General features: G+C 71.1%; 13 protein-coding genes and 1 pseudogene. 10 read left to right on the forward strand and 4 right to left on the reverse strand.

Annotation, left to right across the window (positions count from 1 at the left end; translation table 11 throughout):
- Nucleotides 1–2 precede the first annotated feature (2 nt).
- The 4 genes from SLUN_RS03900 (at nucleotide 3) to SLUN_RS03915 (ending at nucleotide 5,840) form a co-directional block, all read left to right on the forward strand.
- Nucleotides 3–2,165 (forward strand): hypothetical protein, encoded by a 2,163-nt coding sequence (locus SLUN_RS03900; RefSeq protein ID WP_108147161.1) that lies wholly within the window; start codon nucleotides 3–5, stop codon nucleotides 2,163–2,165.
- A gap of 46 nt (nucleotides 2,166–2,211) precedes the next feature.
- Nucleotides 2,212–3,795, forward strand: a complete 1,584-nt coding sequence (locus tag SLUN_RS03905; protein WP_108147162.1) for a DUF6519 domain-containing protein — start codon at nucleotides 2,212–2,214, stop codon at nucleotides 3,793–3,795.
- Between the two features lie 27 nt (nucleotides 3,796–3,822).
- Nucleotides 3,823–4,707 (forward strand): peptidoglycan-binding protein, encoded by an 885-nt coding sequence (locus SLUN_RS03910; protein WP_108147163.1) that lies wholly within the window; start codon nucleotides 3,823–3,825, stop codon nucleotides 4,705–4,707.
- A 194-nt stretch (nucleotides 4,708–4,901) separates the two neighbouring features.
- Nucleotides 4,902–5,840, forward strand: a complete 939-nt coding sequence (locus SLUN_RS03915; RefSeq protein ID WP_108147164.1) for an ornithine cyclodeaminase family protein — start codon at nucleotides 4,902–4,904, stop codon at nucleotides 5,838–5,840.
- Here SLUN_RS03915 and SLUN_RS40890 read toward each other — a convergent pair.
- Nucleotides 5,837–6,492 (reverse strand): annotated as a pseudogene (locus SLUN_RS40890) (DUF6629 family protein). The gene SLUN_RS03915 and the pseudogene SLUN_RS40890 overlap by 4 nt on opposite strands.
- Nucleotides 6,493–6,579: 87 nt before the next feature.
- On the opposite strand from SLUN_RS40890, the gene SLUN_RS03925 reads away from it, so the two are divergent.
- On the forward strand, nucleotides 6,580–6,996 hold the full coding sequence (locus SLUN_RS03925; RefSeq protein WP_257153900.1) for a PaaI family thioesterase: 417 nt from the start codon (nucleotides 6,580–6,582) through the stop codon (nucleotides 6,994–6,996).
- A 22-nt stretch (nucleotides 6,997–7,018) separates the two neighbouring features.
- Here the strand turns inward: SLUN_RS03925 and SLUN_RS03930 are convergent, their stop codons facing one another.
- The gene (locus SLUN_RS03930; protein WP_108147165.1) at nucleotides 7,019–7,381 is read right to left on the reverse strand and encodes a VOC family protein; all 363 of its coding nucleotides are present in this window, start codon (nucleotides 7,379–7,381) and stop codon (nucleotides 7,019–7,021) included.
- 261 nt (nucleotides 7,382–7,642) lie between these two features.
- Here SLUN_RS03930 and SLUN_RS03935 point away from each other — a divergent pair, with 261 nt between their 5' ends.
- The 3 genes from SLUN_RS03935 to meaB are packed head-to-tail and all read left to right on the forward strand — an operon-like array spanning nucleotide 7,643 to nucleotide 12,739.
- Nucleotides 7,643–9,526, forward strand: coding sequence for a methylmalonyl-CoA mutase family protein (locus SLUN_RS03935; RefSeq protein ID WP_108147166.1), 1,884 nt, complete (start codon nucleotides 7,643–7,645; stop codon nucleotides 9,524–9,526).
- On the forward strand, nucleotides 9,526–11,733 hold the full coding sequence (scpA, locus tag SLUN_RS03940) for a methylmalonyl-CoA mutase (protein WP_108147167.1): 2,208 nt from the start codon (nucleotides 9,526–9,528) through the stop codon (nucleotides 11,731–11,733). Before SLUN_RS03935 ends, scpA begins: the two co-directional genes overlap by 1 nt.
- Nucleotides 11,734–11,746: 13 nt before the next feature.
- Complete coding sequence (gene meaB, locus SLUN_RS03945) at nucleotides 11,747–12,739, forward strand: methylmalonyl Co-A mutase-associated GTPase MeaB (RefSeq protein ID WP_108147168.1); 993 nt, start codon at nucleotides 11,747–11,749, stop codon at nucleotides 12,737–12,739.
- A gap of 54 nt (nucleotides 12,740–12,793) precedes the next feature.
- On the opposite strand, the gene SLUN_RS03950 is transcribed toward meaB, so the two are convergent.
- Nucleotides 12,794–15,115, reverse strand: a complete 2,322-nt coding sequence (locus tag SLUN_RS03950; protein WP_108147169.1) for a collagenase — start codon at nucleotides 15,113–15,115, stop codon at nucleotides 12,794–12,796.
- Between the two features lie 168 nt (nucleotides 15,116–15,283).
- Here SLUN_RS03950 and SLUN_RS03955 point away from each other — a divergent pair, with 168 nt between their 5' ends.
- Both SLUN_RS03955 and SLUN_RS03960 read left to right on the forward strand, forming a co-directional pair.
- The gene (locus tag SLUN_RS03955) at nucleotides 15,284–16,648 is read left to right on the forward strand and encodes an aminopeptidase P family protein (RefSeq protein ID WP_108147170.1); all 1,365 of its coding nucleotides are present in this window, start codon (nucleotides 15,284–15,286) and stop codon (nucleotides 16,646–16,648) included.
- 92 nt (nucleotides 16,649–16,740) lie between these two features.
- Entirely contained in the window at nucleotides 16,741–17,469 is a 729-nt protein-coding gene (locus tag SLUN_RS03960; RefSeq protein ID WP_108147171.1) for a GntR family transcriptional regulator, read from the forward strand.
- Nucleotides 17,470–17,475: 6 nt separating this feature from the next.
- Here SLUN_RS03960 and metE read toward each other — a convergent pair whose 3' ends face one another.
- Nucleotides 17,476–19,782: a 5-methyltetrahydropteroyltriglutamate--homocysteine S-methyltransferase gene (gene metE / locus SLUN_RS03965; RefSeq protein WP_108147172.1), complete on the reverse strand. Its 2,307-nt coding sequence runs from the start codon at nucleotides 19,780–19,782 to the stop codon at nucleotides 17,476–17,478.
- Nucleotides 19,783–19,791 lie beyond the last annotated feature (9 nt).

Consider the following 19,791-nt stretch of genomic DNA (forward strand, 5'->3'; position numbering starts at 1 on the left):
GCATGAGCAGGGAGCCGGACGGGCTCGCGGAGCTGCTCCCGCAGTGGCACCGGCTGCGGGACGCCGAGGGCGGAGAGCCGCTGCGCGCGCTGCTCGCGGTGATCGCCGAGCAGGTCGACCTGGTACGGGACGGCGTCGAGCAGAGTTACGAGGACTGGTTCGTGGAGACCGCGGCGCCCTGGGTGCTGCCGTATCTCGGGGATCTGGTCGGCTACAAACCGCTGCCGGGCTATGAGCGCGTGCAGGCGAAGGGGCTCGAGGGCGAGGCCGGGGACGCCGATTCGCGCAGCCGCCTCGCCGAGGCCCTCGCACCGCGCCGCGATGTCGCGGCGACGGTCGCCAACCGGCGGCGCAAGGGCACCCTGGCTCTGCTGGAGGAGCTGGCCCAGGAGGTCGCCGGATGGCCCTCGCGGGCCGTGGAGTTCTCCCGGCTCGTCTCCCACCAGCAGCCGGTGAAGCTGTACGGAACGGGGACGGACGCCGCGAACGCGCGCCGCCTCGAGCGCGGCCGGCTGGTCGACGTACGGGAGGGGGCGGCGCTGGATCTGGCGGGCGGCCCCTTCGGTGCCGTCGCGCAGTCGGTGAATGTGCGGCGGTCCGGTTCGGCGCGTACGCAGGGGGGCTACTCCCCCGCCGGGGTCGGGCTGTTCGTCTGGCGGCTCAAGCCGTACCGCGTGACCAGAGCGCCCGCGTACTGCATCGACCGGGCCCGCAATCTCTACACCTTCTCGATTCTGGGCAATGACACTCCGCTGGTGACCAAGCCGGTCCCTGAGCCTTCGGCGACGCATGTCGCGACGATCGACAATGTGCCCGCGTACATCCGGCGCCGGCAGCTCGCCGACCGGCTGGCGGACTACTACGGGCCCGGCAAGAGTTTCACGATCCGGCGCGACGGCCAGGACGAGCCGGTGGCCCTTTCGGACATCGTGGTGGCCGATCTGACGGACTGGCGCTACCGCCCGGGGCGCGGGCAGGTCGCAGTCGATCCGGCGCTCGGCCGGATCGCCTTCGGCTCGCGCTCCGCGCCGCGGCAGGGCGTCTGGGTCACCTACCACTACGCGTTCGGGGACGACACCGGCGGCGGCGAGTACCCGCGCGAGCGTGAGACACCGGTGGCGGCGAAGCTCTACCCGGTCGGCCCGGGGCAGACGTACCAGCGGATCATGGACGCGTACAACGACTGGCGCACCGACCGGCGGGCGGGGCGCTGCGGACCCGAGGGCATCATCGAGATCACGCACAGCGGCGCCTACCAGGAGCAGCTGGACTTCGATCTGGACCCCGGCGACCGGCTGGAGCTGCGCGCGGCCGAGGGAACCCGGCCGGTGATCCGGCTCCTCGACTGGTACAGCAACCGGCCCGACGCGCTCAACATCCGCGCGCAGGAGGACTGCGAGGGAGACGCTCCCCGGATCGTGCTGGACGGTCTGCTGATCACCGGGCGCGGACTCAATGTCACCGGTCCGGTCGGCGCGGTGGTGGTGCGGCACTGCACGCTGATACCTGGCTGGTCGCTGGAGCCGCAGTGCGAGCCGCACTCCCCCGAGGAGCCGAGCCTGGTCCTGGACCGGACCACCGCGTGCGTGTCCATCGAGCGCAGCATCCTCGGCACCATCGAGGTGATCGGCGACGAGGTCAACCACGATCCGCTGCCCATCCACATCCGGGACAGCATCCTGGACGCCACCGGCCACGACCTGCCGGCCCTGTCCGCGCCGGACTGCCGCCACGCGCACGCCGTTCTGCACGCGCACCGCACCACCGTCATCGGCGAGGTGCACACCCACGCGGTGGAGATCGCCGAGAACAGCATCTTCACCGGGCGGATGCAGGTCGTCCGGCGGGGCATCGGCTGTGTCCGGTTCTCGTACGTGCCGCTCCTCTCGCGCACGCCGCGCCGCCATCGCTGCCAGCCGGATCTGGTGGGCCGTACCAACGCGCAGTTGGTACGGCCGCTGTTCACCAGTGAGCGGTACGGCACGCCCGCGTACGGGCAGCTGGCCGCGGGCTGCGCGGAGGAGATCAGGCGCGGCGCCGAGGACGGTTCCGAGATGGGCGCCTTCCACGATCTCTACCAGCCGCAGCGCGAGGACAGCCTGCGGGCCCGGCTCGCCGAGTACGCCCCGGCCGGCACCGACGCCGGGATCATCCCCGTCACCTGACACGACTTTTCACCGAACGCCGAACTTCCGAGGGGGACCCCTTCCCATGCACGCAGACATCTCCCGCATCACCTTCCGGCCGGACCGGCACTACTCGGCGGTGATCGCTCAGCAGGGCCGCGTACAGCTCGACGCGGACGCCAATGAGCAGGCCGCGATCCAGTTGCTGCAGGCCCGCACGACCGCCGCCGATCTGATCGGGCAGCACGGCGGCCCGGCCGGCGCCACCGGCTTCGCACTGGCCTTCGTGGGCGGCGGCCGCGAACTGGACGATCTGTCCATCGGCGCCGGCCGCTACTACGTGGACGGCATCCTGCTCGATGCGACACGTCCCCAGCCGGGCGTACCGGTCGTCGACGACGGGCATGCGGCCGAGGACGCTGACGAGGACGCGCCGCCCGCGGACGCGCAGCCCCCGGCCACCTGGACGTACTGGGACCAGCCGGACGGCTACCGGGACCCGGAGCGCCCCGGTGACCGGCTGCCGACCCAATTCCCGTATCTGGCCTATCTGAAGGTGTGGGAGCGCTCGGTCACCGCGGCCGAGGACCCGCTGCTGCGTGAGGTGGCGCTGGGGTCGGCGATGCCCGACACGGCCGCTCGGCTGAAGACCGTCTGGCAGGTGCTGCCGCTGCCGGGCTCGCAGCTGGAGGTGGAAGACGGGGCGTCCAAGGACCAGGTCCGGGCGGCGTTCGCGAAGTGGGCCGCGGCGCAGGCGCCGACCGCGCGAATGGCGGCGCGCAGCGAGCGTCCCGAGCACGCGGACGAGGACCCGTGCCTGGTGAAGCCGGACGCCCGGTACCGGGGCCCGGAGAACCAGATGTACCGCGTGGAGATCCACGAGGGCGGCGGGGCCAAGGACGCCACCTTCAAGTGGTCGCGGGAGAACGGTTCGGTGACCTTCCCCGTCGACGAACTCGACGGTACGTGGGTGGAGTTGGCGTCGCTCGGCAGCGACGACAAACTCGATCTGAACGTCGGCGACCTGGTCGAGTTCGTGGACACCGCCTACACCAGCCGCGGCGAGCCGCTGCCGCTGCTGCGGGTGGAGGAGGTCGACCTGCCGGGGCGGCGGGTGCGGCTCTCCGGCGAGCCGGACTCCTCGGTCGGGCGGCGGCCCGAACTCCACCCGTTCCTGCGACGCTGGGACCACCGTTCGGGCTCCCGGCACACGAGCGGCTCCGGCCGTACGAAGCAGGGCGCGGCCAAGCTGCGCCACGGCGCGGTCCGGATCGAGGAGGGCGGCTGGCTGCCGCTGGAGGACGGCGTACTCGTGTACTTCGAGCCGGGCAGGACGTACCGGACCGGTGACTTCTGGACCGTTCCCGCGCGCACGGCGACGGGCAATGTCGAGTGGCCGACGGACGCGGCGCGCCGGCCGCTGCTGCAGGCCCCGGCCGGGATTCAGGTCCACTACGCACCGCTGGCCTGGGTGCTGGGCGAGGGCTCCACGCCGGATCTGCGGATGACGTTCGCGCCGCTGGCGGCCGTCATCCCCGCCGCGAACGAGGCGGAGCTGGCGGCGGAGGCCACGGCCGAGGCGGAAGCCCTGGCGGCCGAGACCGCGGCGGCCGCCGGTTCGGGCGCGCGCACGGCGGGGCAGGACGACGAAGGACAGCCCGCGCACTGACGTACCACCTGGGAAGGAGCACCAACGATGGCGACGCCCCTGTCAGCCGACAAACTGCTCAAGGTCCTCCGTGACGAGGGTCTGCACGTCGTGGAGCACCGGAGCTGGCGCACGCACAACCGCAACCACAAGGGTCCGTGGGGGCCCATGCACGGGGTGATGATCCATCACACCGTGACCTCGGGCACCCAGAGCTCCGTCGAACTCTGCTACAACGGCCATTCGAGCCTGCCGGGGCCGCTGTGCCACGGGGTGATAGCCAAGGACGGCTCGGTCCATCTGGTCGGCAACGGCCGTGCCAACCACGCCGGTCTCGGCGACGACGACGTGCTGCGGGCGGTGATCAACGAGACCGCGCTGCCCGCTGACAACGAGGCCAACACCGACGGCAATCGCTACTTCTACGGCTTCGAGTGTGTCAACCTCGGCAACGGCACGGACCCGTGGCCGGCCGCCCAGCTGGAGGCCATCGAGAAGGCGTCGGCGGCGATCTGCCGGGCGCACGGCTGGGGTTACCGCTCGGTGATCGGCCACAAGGAGTGGCAGCCGGGGAAGATCGACCCGCGCGGGTTCACGATGGACTCGATGCGGAGCCGCATCAGGGCGCGGCTCGGCGGCGGGCCGGACGGCCCGCCCAAGCCGCCCGCGCCGAAGCCCCCGGCGAAGTTCGAGCCGTTCCCCGGAGCAGCGTTCTTCCAGGCCGGGCGGAAGAGCCCCATCATCACGGCCATGGGCAAGAGACTGGTGGCCGAGGGCTGCGGGAAGTACGAGGTCGGCCCGAGCCCGGACTGGTCGGAGGCGGACCGCAAGTCGTACGCGGCGTGGCAGCGCAAGCTGGGCTTCACGGGGAGCGACGCGGACGGCATTCCGGGCAAGTCGAGCTGGGACAGGCTGCGGGTGCCGAACGTCTGACCCACGTCCGGGGTGGCCCGGGGCTGCGCCCCAGGCTCCTGTACGGCCTTCGGCCGTGTCCTCGATCGCCGGGCAACTCAAGCCTCGCCGGCGATTGAGGCGGGGGGTCCGGGGCGGAGCCCCAGCGGGCGCCGCCGCGCACGGTAACGTGCCATCCCGCAGAGGGTGGACGATCCGCTTCCGCTGGAGGAACGATGAGCCCGGGCGCGACCACAGTCATCGCAGCCGACGACGTGCGCGCCGCGCTCCCCATGCCCACCGCAATCGCCGCACTCCAGGACGCGCTGCGCGAAGGCCTCGACCCGGAGACCGATCCCGCCCGCACCGTGGTCCCGGTCGACCACGGTCAGTTGCTGCTGATGCCCTCGCACTCCCGTCGGTACGCGGGCGTCAAGCTCGCCACGGTCGCACCGGGCAACCCCGCCCTCGGACTCCCCCGCATCCAGGGCACCTATCTGCTTCTCGACGCGCGGACGCTCGTCCCACTCGCGCTGCTCGACGGTGTCGCGCTGACCGCCATCCGTACGGCGGCAGTCTCGGCGGCCGCCGCCGATCTGCTCGCCGCAGCGGACGCCGAGCGGCTTGTCGTCTTCGGCACCGGCCCCCAGGCGCACAGCCATATCGAGGCGCTGCGCGCCGTCCGCCCGCTGCGGCACATCACGGTCGTCGGGCGCGACCGCGGCCGTCTCGCCATCTTCCTTCAGCAGTACGGGGATTCGGGACCGGTGGTGGAGGCCGGTACGCCGGACGCGGTGGCACAGGCGGATCTGATCGCCTGCTGCACCACCGCCCGTACGCCCCTGTTCGACGGATCAGCGCTGTCCGCGCACGCGACGGTCCTCGCCGTCGGCTCGCACGAGCCGGATGCGCGCGAGGTCGACGACGAGACGGTGCGCCGCTCGACGGTGGTGGTCGAGGCGCGCGGCGCGGCGCTGCGTGAGGCGGGCGACATCATCCTGGCCATCGGCTCGGGAGCGCTGGCCCCCGGCTCCCTCGTCGGCCTCGCGGAGCTCGCCCGCGGCACGGTCAAGGCCGACGGCTCCCGCCCCCGGCTGTTCAAGAGCGTAGGCATGGCCTGGGAGGACCTGGTCGTCGCCGGTGTCGTGTACGAGTCCCACCAGGGCCGGGTCTAGGGTCTTTCGTTTGCAGTTTGTCGAGCGCGGTGATCGGCATCGTCCAGGCGTAGTCGCCACACCCAGCGGAGCATGACGACGGAAACGACCGCGGCGAGGGCGCACCAGGTGGAGACGAACTCCAGCCGCCACAGCGCCGCGCAGACCACCGCACCGGCCCCGGCCAGCACTCCGAGCAGCCGCAGTACGGGGTCCTTGGCGAGCAGCAGGGAGCCGACGTGGCCAGGAGATACCCGACGATGATCAGCGGCGAGTTCGGCAGGTCGAGGACATAGGCCAGAGTGTGGCCCCGGATCTCCGCCGTGACGGGCCGGGTGGCCAGGCAGTACGCGAGTACGGCGGCGGTGGCGAGCCCGGCGGCGGCCGGGACCACCAGCCTGGGCCGTACGCGCGACGGGGCGGCGAGCAGTACTCCGAACGGCACCCACACCGGCAGCAGCGGCAGGGCGATCACGGCCCAGGCCACGGTGGCGGGGCCCGCCCCGCCGGCCGAGCGCCAGACGACGGACTCGATGACCTGGTGCGCTCCGAGGAGCAACGGCAGCGCGGCGAGCGGCAGATCGCGGGCCCGGCGCACCTGCGCGACGCAGGCCACCCCGACGGCGGCGATAGCGGTGCCTGCCACGAGGTCGGCCGTCGCACTCCAGCACATGGCGTCACCCGGGCCTCAGGGACAGGGGAAAGCGGTCGATCAAGCTATATCCCAGGAGGCGGTACGTCGCGGTCCCTGCTGGATCCCATCCCGGCGCACCGCACGGCCGGGATCGAGGTGCTGCGCGCCGCTGACGGCGAAGCGGAGCTCGCCCTGGAGACGCCTGCGTCCCTGACGAACGTGATCGGCTCGCTGCACTCCGGCGGACTCATCGCCCTGATCGACGCCGCCGGGCTGGCCGCGATGATCGCGACGGCCGAGGACGCCGACGCGTTCCAGCGAGTGGTGCCGCTGGGAGCTGTCGCGTCCCTGGAGTTCCTGGCGCCCGCCCGGGGACGGCTCGTGGCCACCTGCCGGCTGGACGATCAGGCCCGCCAAGCGCTGCGCCCGGTCCTCTCCGGGGACTCGGCACGCGCCCGCCTCACCACTCGGGCCGAGGTCGTCGACGCGGTCGGAGAGCTGGTGTGCCGAGGGCGCTTCGACTGGAGCGTGCGGCGTACGTGAGCGTGCGGCGTACGTAAAGGACTCAGGCTCCCGGCGGCTGGTGCAGGCCGAAGGGCGAGCCCTGGTCGTCGTGGCACAGCTTGAAGCGGCCGAACCGGGCGATCGACTCCTCGTCGTCGCCCGCGTCGAAGTCGTCGACCGTACCGCCCAGCTCACGGACGCGTTCCAGCGCGAGCTTCATGTCGTCGACCTTGAAGAAAACGTACGGGCTCGCCCCGGAGTCCCCGCCGTGCACTCCCCCGGGGACATTGGGCGTCCGGATCAGAAACCCGCCGCCTTCCGTGGCGCCCGGTTCGAAGGTCCAGCCGAACATGCCGCCGTAGAAGGTCCGGGCCTGTTCGTAGTCGGCCACGCCCAGTTCGAAGAAGGAGATCTCACCGGCCATCGCGGGGCTCCCGTCACCGTCGAGGAGACTGTCGGACCCACCGTACGGCGGGCTCCGGCCCGCTGCACCCGGCCGGTCATGCCCGCTCGGGACCCTCTCCGGGCGCGCGGGCGCGGCGGCGCGCCGCCATTCCGCACTGCCCCGCCCGATCGGGGACCTGGATAGGGCATGGTGCGCAGAGGATCAAGAGCGAGCCGGAGAGTGCAAGGTCACAGCCCTTTCCCCTGCTGCACCTTTGCGGCCCTGACCTAACATCTGAGCATGACGGTCCTCCCCGAAGACGGGTTTTCGCTGGCCGCCGAGTTCCCGGATGCGACCCATGAGCAGTGGCAGAGCCTGGTGGCCGGCGTACTGCGCAAGGCAGGCAAGGACATCCCGGACACGGCGGCCGAGGACGTGCTGTCCACGGCGCTCGAGGACGGGCTCACCACCCGTCCGCTGTACACCGCACGCGACGGCGCGCTGAGCGCCGGCTATCCGGGGTTCGCACCCTTCACCAGGGGCGGCACGCCGGAGGGTGGTGCGGTCTCCGGCTGGGACGTACGCCAGCGCCATGACCGGCCCGATCCGGTGCGTACGAACGAAGCCGTGCTCGCGGACCTGGAGAACGGGGTCACCTCGCTCTGGCTGACCGTCGGCCCGGCCGGTGTGCCCGTCTCCGGGCTCGGCACGGTCCTGGACGGCGTCTACCTCGACCTGGCGCCCGTCGTGCTCGACGCCGGTGCCGAATTCGACGCCGCCGCACGGGAGCTGCTGCGGCTGTACGAGGAGCGGGGCGTCGCTCCCGAGGCCGCGCTCGGCAATCTCGGCGCCGACCCGCTGGGGCACGCCGCCCGCACGGGGCAGTACGCGGATGTTGCCGGCCACACGGCCGCCGCGGCCGGACTCGCCGCGCTCTGCGACCAGCGGTACCCGGGACTGCGCGCGCTGACCGTCGACGCGCTGCCGTACCACGAGGCGGGCGGCTCGGCCGCCCAGGAGCTGGGCTGTTCGCTGGCCACCGGTGTCGCCCTGCTGCGTGCCCTCACCGCCGCCGGACTCCCGGTGGAAGCGGCCTGCGGCCAGCTGGAGTTCCGGTACGCGGCCACCGCCGACCAGTTCCTGACGATCGCGAAGCTGCGCGCCGCACGGCGGGTGTGGGCCCGGGTGGCCGAGGCCTGCGGGGCGGACGCCACGGCGGGCGCACAGCGCCAGCACGCCGTGACCTCGTCGGTGATGATGACCCGGCGCGACCCCTGGGTGAACATGCTCCGCACCACGGTCGCCTCGCTCGCCGCGGGTGTGGGCGGCGCCGATGCCGTGACCGTACTGCCCTTCGACCACGCGCTCGGCCTGCCGGACGCCTTCGCCCGCCGGATCTCCCGCAACACCTCGACGATCCTGGTCGAGGAGTCGCACGTCGGACGGGTCATCGACCCGGCGGGCGGCTCCTGGTACGTGGAGCAGCTCACCGATGAACTCGCGCACGCGGCCTGGGACTGGTTCCAGGAGATCGAGCGCGCCGGGGGCCAGGAGGCCGCGCTGCGCAGCGGGTTGGTCTCCGAGCGGCTCGGCGCCACCTGGGAGAGCCGTAAGAAGAACCTGGCCAAGCGGCGCGAACCGGTCACCGGCGTCAGCGAGTTCCCGCTGCTCGCGCAGGCGCCGGTGGAACGCGACCCCGCGCCCGCCGCACCCTCCGGCGGTCTGCCGAAGGTGCGCCGCGACGAGGCGTACGAAGCGTTGCGCGCCCGCTCGGACGCGCACCTCGCCGCCACCGGCGCCCGGCCGCGAGTCTTCCTCGCGGCGCTGGGCCCGGCCGCGGCGCACACCGCGCGCGCGTCGTTCGCCGCCAACCTCTTCCAGGCGGGCGGCATCGAACCGGTCCACGATCCGGTCTCGGTCGACGCGGCATCGGCCGCCGAGGCGTTCAGCCGCAGCGGGGCGAACGTGGCATGCGTCTGCTCCAGCGACGCTCTCTATGCCGAGCAGGCAGCGCCGGTGGCCGAGGCGCTCAAGTCTGCGGGTGCGCTGCGGGTGTATCTCGCGGGGCGTCCCGGCGAGCAGCGTGAGACGTACGAACGGGCCGGAGTCGACGAGTTCGTCGTCGCGGGCGGCGACGCGGTCGCCGTCCTCACCTCCGTCCTCGACCAAATCGGAGTGGCGTGATGGGGATCCCCGACTTCTCAGGAATCGAGCTCGGGCCCGGCGACGCGCGCGGGGCCACCGAGGACCAGTGGCGTACGGCCGTCAAGGAGAGCACCGGCAAGGGCGACGCCGATCTGGTGTGGGACACCCCCGAGGGCATTCCCGTCAAGCCGCTGTACACCGGGCAGGACCTGGCCGGTCTCGACTTCCTCGGCACGTACCCGGGCATCGCACCGTATCTGCGCGGCCCGTACCCGACGATGTACGTCAACCAGCCCTGGACGATCCGTCAGTACGCCGGATTCTCCACGGCCGAGGAGTCCAACGCCTTCTACCGGCGCAACCTCGCCGCCGGGCAGAAGGGCCTGTCGGTCGCCTTCGACCTGCCGACCCACCGCGGCTACGACAGTGATCATCCGCGGGTGACGGGCGATGTCGGCATGGCCGGTGTGGCCATCGACTCGATCTACGACATGCGGCAGCTCTTCGACGGCATCCCGCTGGACCGGATGAGCGTGTCGATGACGATGAACGGTGCCGTGCTGCCCGTTCTCGCGCTGTACATCGTGGCCGCCGAGGAGCAGGGCGTACCGCCCGAGAAGCTGGCCGGGACCATCCAGAACGACATCCTCAAAGAGTTCATGGTCCGCAACACCTACATCTATCCGCCCCGGCCCTCGATGCGGATCATCTCGGACATCTTCGCGTACACCTCGCAGAAGATGCCGCGCTACAACTCCATCTCCATCTCCGGCTATCACATCCAGGAGGCCGGAGCCACGGCCGACCTGGAGCTGGCATACACCCTCGCCGACGGGATGGAGTATCTGCGGGCCGGCCTCGGCGCCGGACTCGACGTGGACGCCTTCGCGCCCCGGCTGTCCTTCTTCTGGGCGATCGGCATGAACTACTTCATGGAGATCGCGAAGCTGCGGGCCGCGCGGCTGCTGTGGGCGAGACTCGTCAGGCAGTTCGAGCCCAAGAACGCCAAGTCGCTCTCCCTGCGCACCCATTGCCAGACCTCGGGCTGGTCGCTGACGGCCCAGGACGTGTTCAACAATGTCACCCGCACCTGTGTGGAGGCGATGGCCGCCACCCAGGGACACACGCAGTCGCTGCACACCAACGCCCTGGACGAGGCGCTGGCGCTGCCCACCGACTTCTCCGCGCGCATCGCCCGCAACACCCAGCTGCTGCTCCAGCAGGAGTCCGGGACCTGCCGGGTCATCGACCCGTGGGGCGGCAGTGCGTACGTCGAGAAGCTCACCCACGACCTCGCCCGCCGTGCCTGGCAGCACATCGAGGAGGTCGAGGCGGCCGGCGGTATGGCGCAGGCCATCGACGCCGGTATCCCCAAGCTGCGCGTCGAGGAGGCCGCGGCGCGTACGCAGGCACGCATCGACTCCGGACGGCAGCCCGTCATCGGCGTGAACAAGTACAGGGTCGAGACCGACGAGCAGATCGATGTGCTCAAGGTCGACAACTCCTCGGTGCGCACCCAGCAGATCGAGAAGCTGAGACGGCTGCGCGCGGAGCGCGACGAGGCCGCGTGCCAGGACGCGCTGCGTGCCCTGACCGCCTCGGCGGAGGCCGGCCCGGGCCGCGACGGCGGCCTGGAGGGCAATCTGCTCGCCCTGGCGGTGAACGCTGCGCGCGCCATGGCCACGGTCGGCGAGATCTCGGACGCCCTGGAGAAGGTGTACGGGCGGCACTCCGGCCAGATCCGTACGATCTCCGGTGTGTACCGAAACGAGGCCGGCACCTCCCCGTCCGTGGAAGCCACCCGCACCCTGGTCGAGGGGTTCGAGGAGGCGGAGGGCCGCCGCCCGCGCATCCTGGTCGCCAAGATGGGCCAGGACGGCCATGACCGCGGCCAGAAGGTGATCGCCACCGCGTTCGCCGACCTCGGCTTCGACGTGGACGTCGGCCCGCTGTTCCAGACGCCGGAAGAGGTGGCCCGCCAGGCGGTCGAGGCGGATGTGCACATCGTCGGGGTCTCCTCGCTGGCCGCCGGGCATCTCACACTGGTGCCCGCGCTGCGGGAGCAACTGGCCGCCGAGGGACGGGAGGACATCATGATCGTCGTGGGCGGGGTGATCCCGCCGCAGGATGTCCAGACGCTGCGCGAGGCCGGAGCAGCCGCGGTCTTCCCGCCCGGCACGGTGATCCCGGACGCCGCGCAGGACCTGGTGAAGACGCTGGGCGCCTCGCTCGGCCACGAGTTGTAGGACTGTGCCCCGGATGCATCCCACGCTCGACATCGACAGCTACGTCAAGGGCGTACGTGAGGGGTCGCGGGCGTACATCGCCCGCGCCATCACACTCGTCGAGTCCACCCGTGCCGATCATCGCGCTCTCGCCCAGCAGCTGCTGACGGAGCTGCTGCCGTTCTCCGGAGCGGCCCGGCGGGTGGGCATCAGCGGGGTCCCCGGCGTCGGCAAGTCCACCTTCATCGACGCGCTCGGCACGCTGCTCACCGGCCTCGGCCACCGGGTCGCGGTGCTGGCCGTCGACCCGTCGTCCAGCCGTACCGGCGGCTCCATCCTGGGCGACAAGACCCGGATGGAGCGCCTGGCCGTGGACCCGGCGGCGTTCGTACGGCCCTCCCCCACCTCGGGCACGCTGGGCGGGGTGGCCAAGGCGACCCGTGAATCCATCATCGTGGTGGAGGCCGCGGGATACGACGTGGTGCTCGTGGAAACGGTCGGCGTCGGCCAGTCGGAGACCGCCGTGGCCAGCATGGTGGACTCGTTCCTGCTGCTCACGCTCGCTCGCACCGGTGACCAGCTGCAGGGCATCAAGAAGGGTGTGCTGGAGCTGGCCGACGTCATCACGGTCAACAAGGCGGACGGCCCGCACGAGCGCGATGCCCGTTCCGCCGCCCGTGAACTGGCCGGTGCGCTGCGGCTGATGCACCCGGCCGACGCGGCGTGGACTCCCCCGGTGCTGTCCTGCAGCGCCCGCGAGGGCACCGGTCTCGACACCGTGTGGGAGCGTCTTGAGCAGCATCAGGCGCTGCTCGATTCGACCGGCCGGCTCGCCGCCAAGCGGCGCGACCAGCAGATCGACTGGGCGTGGACGATGGTCCACGACGAACTGCGGGACCGGCTGCGCCACCATCCTGAGGTGCGCAGGCTCGCTCCCGGTCTTGAACAGCAGGTGAAGGACGGGGAGTTGACGGCGACGCTTGCCGCTGAGCGGATCCTGGAGGCGTTCCAGCGGCCCCAGCCGTAACGGGGCGCCGCCCCGGACCCCGCACAGCCGAAGGCCGTACGGGGTCCGGCGACTTCAGCTGCGCAGCGGGCCTTCGCAGGTGTAGTCGGCAGTGCCCGCGCGGCCGTCCGTCCAGATGTCGACCTTGCCGAAGTGGCAGTTCATGTCGGTCAGATTGGTGGATGCCGGGCGAGCCCGGTCCAGGATGAAGTAGTCGACCGTCTCGGACATGTCCTTGAAGACGCGGTCGGGGCTCGAGGAGTCGGTGAGGTTCGCGGTGATCCGGCCGGTGCAGATGAAACGGCGCATCGTCGGATCAGGAGCGGTCGCGCAGGTGGGACTGAGCTGGGTGGCGGTGGCGAGGGAGACGCGGACCGCTTCGGCCGAGGAGTCCCGCAGCCGGTCGTTCGGATTGAACGTGGTGTTCGGCACGAAGAGCTCGTCGACCCGGGCGATCTGTGCGTCCAGGAAGCTGTCGTACGCGCGCTGCATCGCGGCGTCCCGGCCGAGGCGGCTGCGCCAGGCGTCGAAGGCGGCAGGGTCGTCGGCGCGCAGGTACCCGTACATCTCGCGGATCAGCGCGGGGCGTTCGGTCCACAGGAACTCGAAGAAGGTGCCGGCGTAGTCGTAGAAGCGGAAGCCGTCGCCGTCGTAGGTGGCGTGCAGCAACTGGTTCACGCTCATGCGCGGCCCGCCGCCCGCCGTGTCGTCGATGACGCCCTGCACCAGCGACTTGCGCACGGCGATGCCGTCGTCGCGGGTGGCGCCGTCGAAGAACTCGGCCGTGCCCTCGTCCATGGCGGTCGTGCGGTCCCCCTGGTACCACGGGCCCTCGCCGAAGTACCCGGGCACCGCCCAGCGGCCGTTGAGGTAGTGCGTGTACTCGTGACGGAAGAGTTCCTCCAGGGTGAGCGAGGAGTCCTGCGGAACGCGCCGCTGGTAGGTGTAGAAGGTCGCGCCACGTTCGATGTAGACCCCGCCGTTGTTGGTGTCCATCCCGGTGAGCAGTGGGTGGTACGTCTCGTAGTCGGCGCGCGAGGCGTAGAGCACGATGTTCAGTGAGGTGTTGGTGTCACCGGTCAGCGGCGCATCGGTGCCCAGGACGCGGTGGAACTGGGCCTTGACCTGCTTGCTCGCGTAGTAGAGCTGGTCGACGACCGCCCGGCCCAGCCCGGTGCGGACCTTCATGGCGCCGTTGTCGTAGATGTGGGTGTACGGGAAGATGCGGCGCTCGATGTCGTCCTTGCACACCCCGTACGGCTTGCATGCCTCGTAGAAGTTGAGCCAGCTCGCCACCTTGGCCCAGGGCCGGCTGCCCTCGCCGAAGTTGCGCGTGGTGACCGGCAGCAGCGCGCCCAGGCCGGAGACGGTCTCGGACTTCAGGGCCTCGATCTGGCCGAAGCGGCCGTACTCGCCCAGCGCGTCCCGTACCACCCACTCGTTCGCCGTGCCTTTGAGGTGGGTGTAACCGGCGAACTTCCGGAACGCGCCTCGGTAGGTCGTGTTCCGGGCGACCAGCGCGCGGAAGGAGGTGTCGTTGTTGCCCGGGTAGATCCCCAGGTAGTTGACGGAGAGCCCGGCCAGCGCGGCGCCGCCCCAGGCGGGGTCCTTGTAGGTGGTGGAGTGGTACTGGTCCATGGTGGCCAGCACCTTCTGGATCAGGGCGAGCTGGGAGTGGCGCAGCCCGGGTCCGCTGCCCGCGTAGAGACCTTCGCGCAGCGTCTCGGCGTTGGTGCGTGTGGCGGTGAAGGAGCGGGCCGCCGTACCGAAGGCGTTGATGGCGCGGCGCATGGCCTCGGTGGTGGGGGCGTCGGTGACGTCGATCTCGCCGCGTGAGAAGTCGTGGTAGACCACGGCGTGGAGGTAGGTGAGCATCTCCAGCAGATGGCTGCCGTTCTTCCCGTCATGGCCCGGGGAGAGCGTGGATATCCGGCGGGAGACGGCTTGGACGTGGGCGTCGGACATGACGGGGGCGAGGCGGGCGTCCCAGGTCCAGATGACGTCGCGCAGACAGCCGTCGGCGGTAACAGCCGGGTCGGCGAGGAAGTCGGCGAACTGCTCGGGACCCAGAGGTGTGATGCCGTCCAGTGTGCACGGAACCGCTGGAGCGCCGGTCGCCGTCTTGGCGCTGCTTGCCGTACGGGCGCCGGGGATACGGCCCTCCGGCAGCCCGCCGGGGGCGGGCGCGGTGCGGGCCGTGAACTTGGGTGCCGCGGCGAGGCGTTCCACTTCGTCGTGCGGGTTGTGGTTGTCGACGGGCCCGGCGGGAGCGGCAGTTGACTTCGGCTGCGCGGGCGCCGCCGAGGCCTGGCCGACTGGTGCGAGCGGGGCCACCAGCGCAGCGGCCGCAATCACCGCGGCCAGCAGGGGTCTGAATCCGGATGTGTATCGGGACACCGATGTCTCCTGAGTGGGGGTTCGGAGGATGAAGTGCCGTGCCACGAAGGGCCGTTGAGGACACTCCAACAGCTGCCATGTGATGCGTAACGTAGTAATGTGACATTGCACTGACAACCCCTGCGTCCGTCCCAGTTCGCGGAACCTTGTCCGAGGGAGACGAATCCGATGACCCAACCGGCGCTCCGCACCGGAAGCCACGACCTGACGCCCTCCGCCGAGCTCCAGGCCTTCATGGCCCGCGACTGGGCCGCCGGGCCGCTGCCCGGCGAACTCCTTCTGCCCGCCGCCCGGTTCACCCCTTCCCGCCGCGCCCGGCTGTCCGGCCGCTTCCCCGGCGAACGACTGCTGATCCCGGCGGGCGGGCTCACAGTCCGTTCGAACGACTGCGACTACCGGTTCCGCCCGCACAGCGCGTATGCCTGGCTGACCGGACTGACCGGCGAGGACCAGGCGGGACACGTGCTGGTGCTGGAGCCGTCCGGGCCGAGCGGCCACGAAGCCGTGCTCCATGTCCGGCCCCGCTCACCCCGCGACGACGGCGAAGAGTTCTACCGGGACCGCCGCTACGGCGAGTTCTGGGTCGGCCGGCGCCCCGACCTGGCCGAGGCGGAGCGGATGACCGGTATCCGCTGCGAGCACCTGGACGAGTACGGAAAGCTGCCGCCCGGCCGCGACGCGACGCACGACGCCGAACTCGCCTCCGTGCTGAGCGAACTGCGGCTGATCAAGGACGCCTGGGAGGTGGACCAGCTGCAACTGGCCGTCGACCACACCGCGTCCGGTTTCGAGGACGTCGTCAGGGCGCTGCCGCGCGCACTCTCGCATCCGCGCGGTGAGCGATGGATCGAGGGCGTCTTCGGACTACGCGCCCGCGCCGAGGGAAACGGCACGGGCTACGACACCATCGCGGCATCCGGCGCACACGCCTGCGTACTCCACTGGATACGCAACGACGGCGCGCTGGACCCACAGAAGCTGCTGCTGCTCGACGCGGGCGTGGAGACCGACTCCCTCTACACCGCCGACATCACCCGCACCCTTCCGCTGTCCGGGCGCTTCTCCTTCCTCCAGCTGCAGGTGTACGAGCTGGTGCTGGCCGCCCAGGAGGCGGGGATGGCCGCGCTCAGGCCCGGAGCGAGCTTCCGGGACTTCCACCGGGCAGGCATGCGGGTGATCGCCGAGGGACTGGCCGAATGGGGAATCCTGAAGAGCCCGGAAGGCGATCTGCACCGGCGCTACACCCTCTGCAGCAGTGGCCACATGCTCGGAATTGACGTCCACGACTGCGCGCAGGCCCGCAGCGAGACCTACCTCGACGGCGTGCTGAGCGAGGGCAATGTGCTTACCGTGGAGCCCGGCCTGTACTTCCAGCCCGACGACGAGACGCTGCCGGCGGAACTGCGTGGCATCGGAGTACGGATCGAGGACGACCTGGTGATCACCGAGGACGGTGCACGGCTGATGTCCGGCGCGCTGCCGCGCACACCCGACGGGATCGAGTCCTGGATGGGCGAACTCCTCGACGGCTGACCTCCGTCGGGCGGCCGGCGCTCCACCCACGGACCTGCGGAAGCAACGTGACATTGTACTCTGGTGATCCGCGGAAGCACGGACGGAGCACCATGGGGCACCTCAACCAGCGCAACCTTGTCACGGCCCGGGAGCGGTTGCGCGACCAGGTGGCTCATGCTCTGCGGGCCGCGCTCATCTCCGGCGAACTCCGCCCGGGCGAGGTCTACTCGGCGCCGGGGCTCGCCGAGGACTTCGGCGTCTCCGCCACCCCGGTGCGTGAGGCGATGCTCGACCTCGCCCGCGAAGGTCTCGTCGAACCGATGCGGAACAAGGGATTCAGAGTCACCGAGGTCAATGAGCGCGATCTCGACCAGTACACCGAGATCCGCACCCTGATCGAGGTCCCGACGGTCGGCCGGATCACCCGCAGCGCCTCCCGCGAAGACCTGGAGGCGCTGCGGCCGGTGGCCGAGGAGATCGTCCGCGCCGCCCGCGAGCACGACCTCATCGGCTATCTGGAGGCCGACCGCCAGTTCCATCTCACCCTGCTCGGCCTCTCGGGCAACGAGCGTCTCGTCGAGACAGTCGGCGATCTGCGCAAGCGCTCCCGCCTCTACGGACTGACCGCGCTGGACGAACGGGACCAGCTGCTGCCGTCCGCCGAGGAGCATCTGGAGCTCCTCGATCTGATGCTGGCCGGTGACGCACAGGCCGCCGAGGCCTGCATGACCCGGCACCTGGGCCATGTGCGATCCCTGTGGGCACAGGGCCTCAAGGACGCCGAGATCCCCGCGGCGCGCCGCCCCGGGCTCGAGCCCGAAGCCGCGCGCCGCGGGTAGCCCCCATCAGATCCCGGACCGGACCTCGCGCGCCGCGGCCACCAGGTTCTCCAGTGACGTACGCACCTCGGGCCAGCCACGGGTCTTCAGACCGCAGTCGGGGTTGACCCACAGCCGCTCGGCGGGAATCGCCTCAAGTCCCTTGCGCAGCAGGGTCGCTGCCTCGTCGGCGCTCGGGACACGCGGTGAGTGGATGTCGTAGACGCCCGGTCCGACCTCGCGCGGGTATCCCGCGGTGGCGAGCTCGTCGGCAACCTGCATATGGGAGCGGGCGGCCTCCAGGCTGATGACATCGGCGTCGAGGTCGTCGATGGCCTGCAGGATGTCACCGAACTCGGCGTAGCACATGTGCGTGTGGATCTGGGTGTCCGGACGCACTCCGCCGGTGGTGAGCCGGAACGCCTCCGTCGCCCAGTACAGGTAGGCCTCGTGGTCGGCGCTGCGCAGCGGCAGCGTCTCGCGCAGGGCGGGCTCGTCCACCTGGATCACCGAACCGCCTGCCGCTTCAAGGTCGTTGACCTCCTCGCGCAGGGCGAGCGCGACCTGGCGGGCGGTCTCGGCGAGCGGCTGGTCGTCGCGGACGAAGGACCAGGCGAGCATGGTGACCGGGCCGGTGAGCATTCCCTTGACGGGCCGGTCGGTCAGCGACTGGGCGTACGAGGTCCAGCGCACCGTCATCGGCTCGGGCCGGGAGATGTCGCCGGCCAGGATCGGCGGCCGGACATAGCGGGTGCCGTACGACTGGACCCAGCCGTGCTGCGTGGCGAGGTAGCCGGTGAGCTGCTCGGCGAAGTACTGCACCATGTCATTGCGTTCGGGCTCGCCGTGTACGAGCACATCGATGCCCGCCTTCTCCTGGAAGGAGATGACCTCGCGGATCTCGGCCTCGATCCGCTCGTCGTAACCTTCGGCGCCGATGCGCCCGGCCCGCAGATCCGCCCGCGCGGTGCGCAGTTCGGCGGTCTGCGGGAACGAGCCGATGGTGGTCGTGGGCAGCAGTGGCAGTCCGAGGCGGGCGCGCTGAGCGGTGGCGCGCTCGGCGTACGGCAGGCTCCGGCGGGCGTCCGCCTGGGTGACGGCGGCGCTGCGGGCACGCACGGCCGGGTCGTGGGTGAGCGCGGAGCCGACGCGGGAGAGCAGGTCGGCCCGGTTGGCGGCGAGTTGGGCCGCGATGCTCTCGGCGCCCTCGGTCAGCCCGCGGGCCAGGGTGACGACCTCGGACGTCTTCTGGCGGGCAAAGGCCAGCCAGCGGGCGACCTGGGTGTCCACATCGCGCTCTGTCGTGGCGTCGAGAGGCACATGCAGCAGCGAGCAGGACGGCGCCACATCGACCCGGTCCGCGAGGCCGAGCAGGGTGGCGAGTGTGGCCATCGACCTGCCCAGGTCGTTGATCCACACATTGCGGCCGTCGACCACTCCCGCGACGAGCCGCTTGCCGCGCAGCCCGCCGGCGGCGGCGAGGTCGTCGAGGTTGGCGGCGCCGGCGCCGGTGAAGTCGAGGGCAAGCCCCTCGACCGGTGCCTTGGCCAGTACGGGGAGTGCGTCGCCGAGCCTGCCGAAGTAGGACGCCACCAGGAGTTGGGGGCGGTCGGTGAGCGCGCCGAGGTCACGGTAGGCGCGGGCCGCGGCGTTCAGCTCGGCCGGCGACCGGTCCTGGACGAGGGCCGGTTCATCGAGCTGCACCCACTGTGCGCCCGCGGCTCGCAGGTCGGAGAGCACCTCGGCGTACACCGGCAGCAGCCGGTCCAGGAGGGTGAGCGGCTCGAAGCCGGCAGAGACGCCGGGTGCCGGCTTGGCGAGCAGCAGATAGGTGATCGGTCCGACGAGTACCGGGCGTCCGGTATGACCGAGCGCGAGGGCTTCCCCGAGCTCCGCGACCTGCTTGGCGGAGTCGGCAGTGAAGACGGTGTCGGGGCCGAGTTCGGGGACGAGGTAGTGGTAGTTGGTGTCGAACCACTTGGTCATCTCCAGCGGCGCGAGGTCCTGGGTGCCGCGGGCCATGGCAAAGTAACCGTCGAGGGCATCGGCCTCGACGTCCGCGCGGTGGCGGTCGGGGACGGCGCCGACCATGACGCTGGTGTCCAGCACATGGTCGTAGTACGAGAAGTCTCCGGTGGGCACTTCGTGGATTCCGGAGTCGGCGAGCTGCTGCCAGTTGGCCCGGCGCAGCCCGGCGGCGGTCTCCCGGAGGGCATCGGCGCCGACGCGGCCCTTCCAGTAGCCCTCGATGGCTTTCTTCAGTTCCCGGTTCGGACCCTGGCGCGGGTAGCCGTGGACAGTGGCCCGGGCTCCCGCGGCTGCGGATGTGGTCACGGAACTCTC

The sequence above is a fragment of the Streptomyces lunaelactis genome (assembly GCF_003054555.1).
In the GTDB taxonomy this organism is placed as follows: Bacteria; Actinomycetota; Actinomycetes; order Streptomycetales; family Streptomycetaceae; genus Streptomyces; species Streptomyces lunaelactis.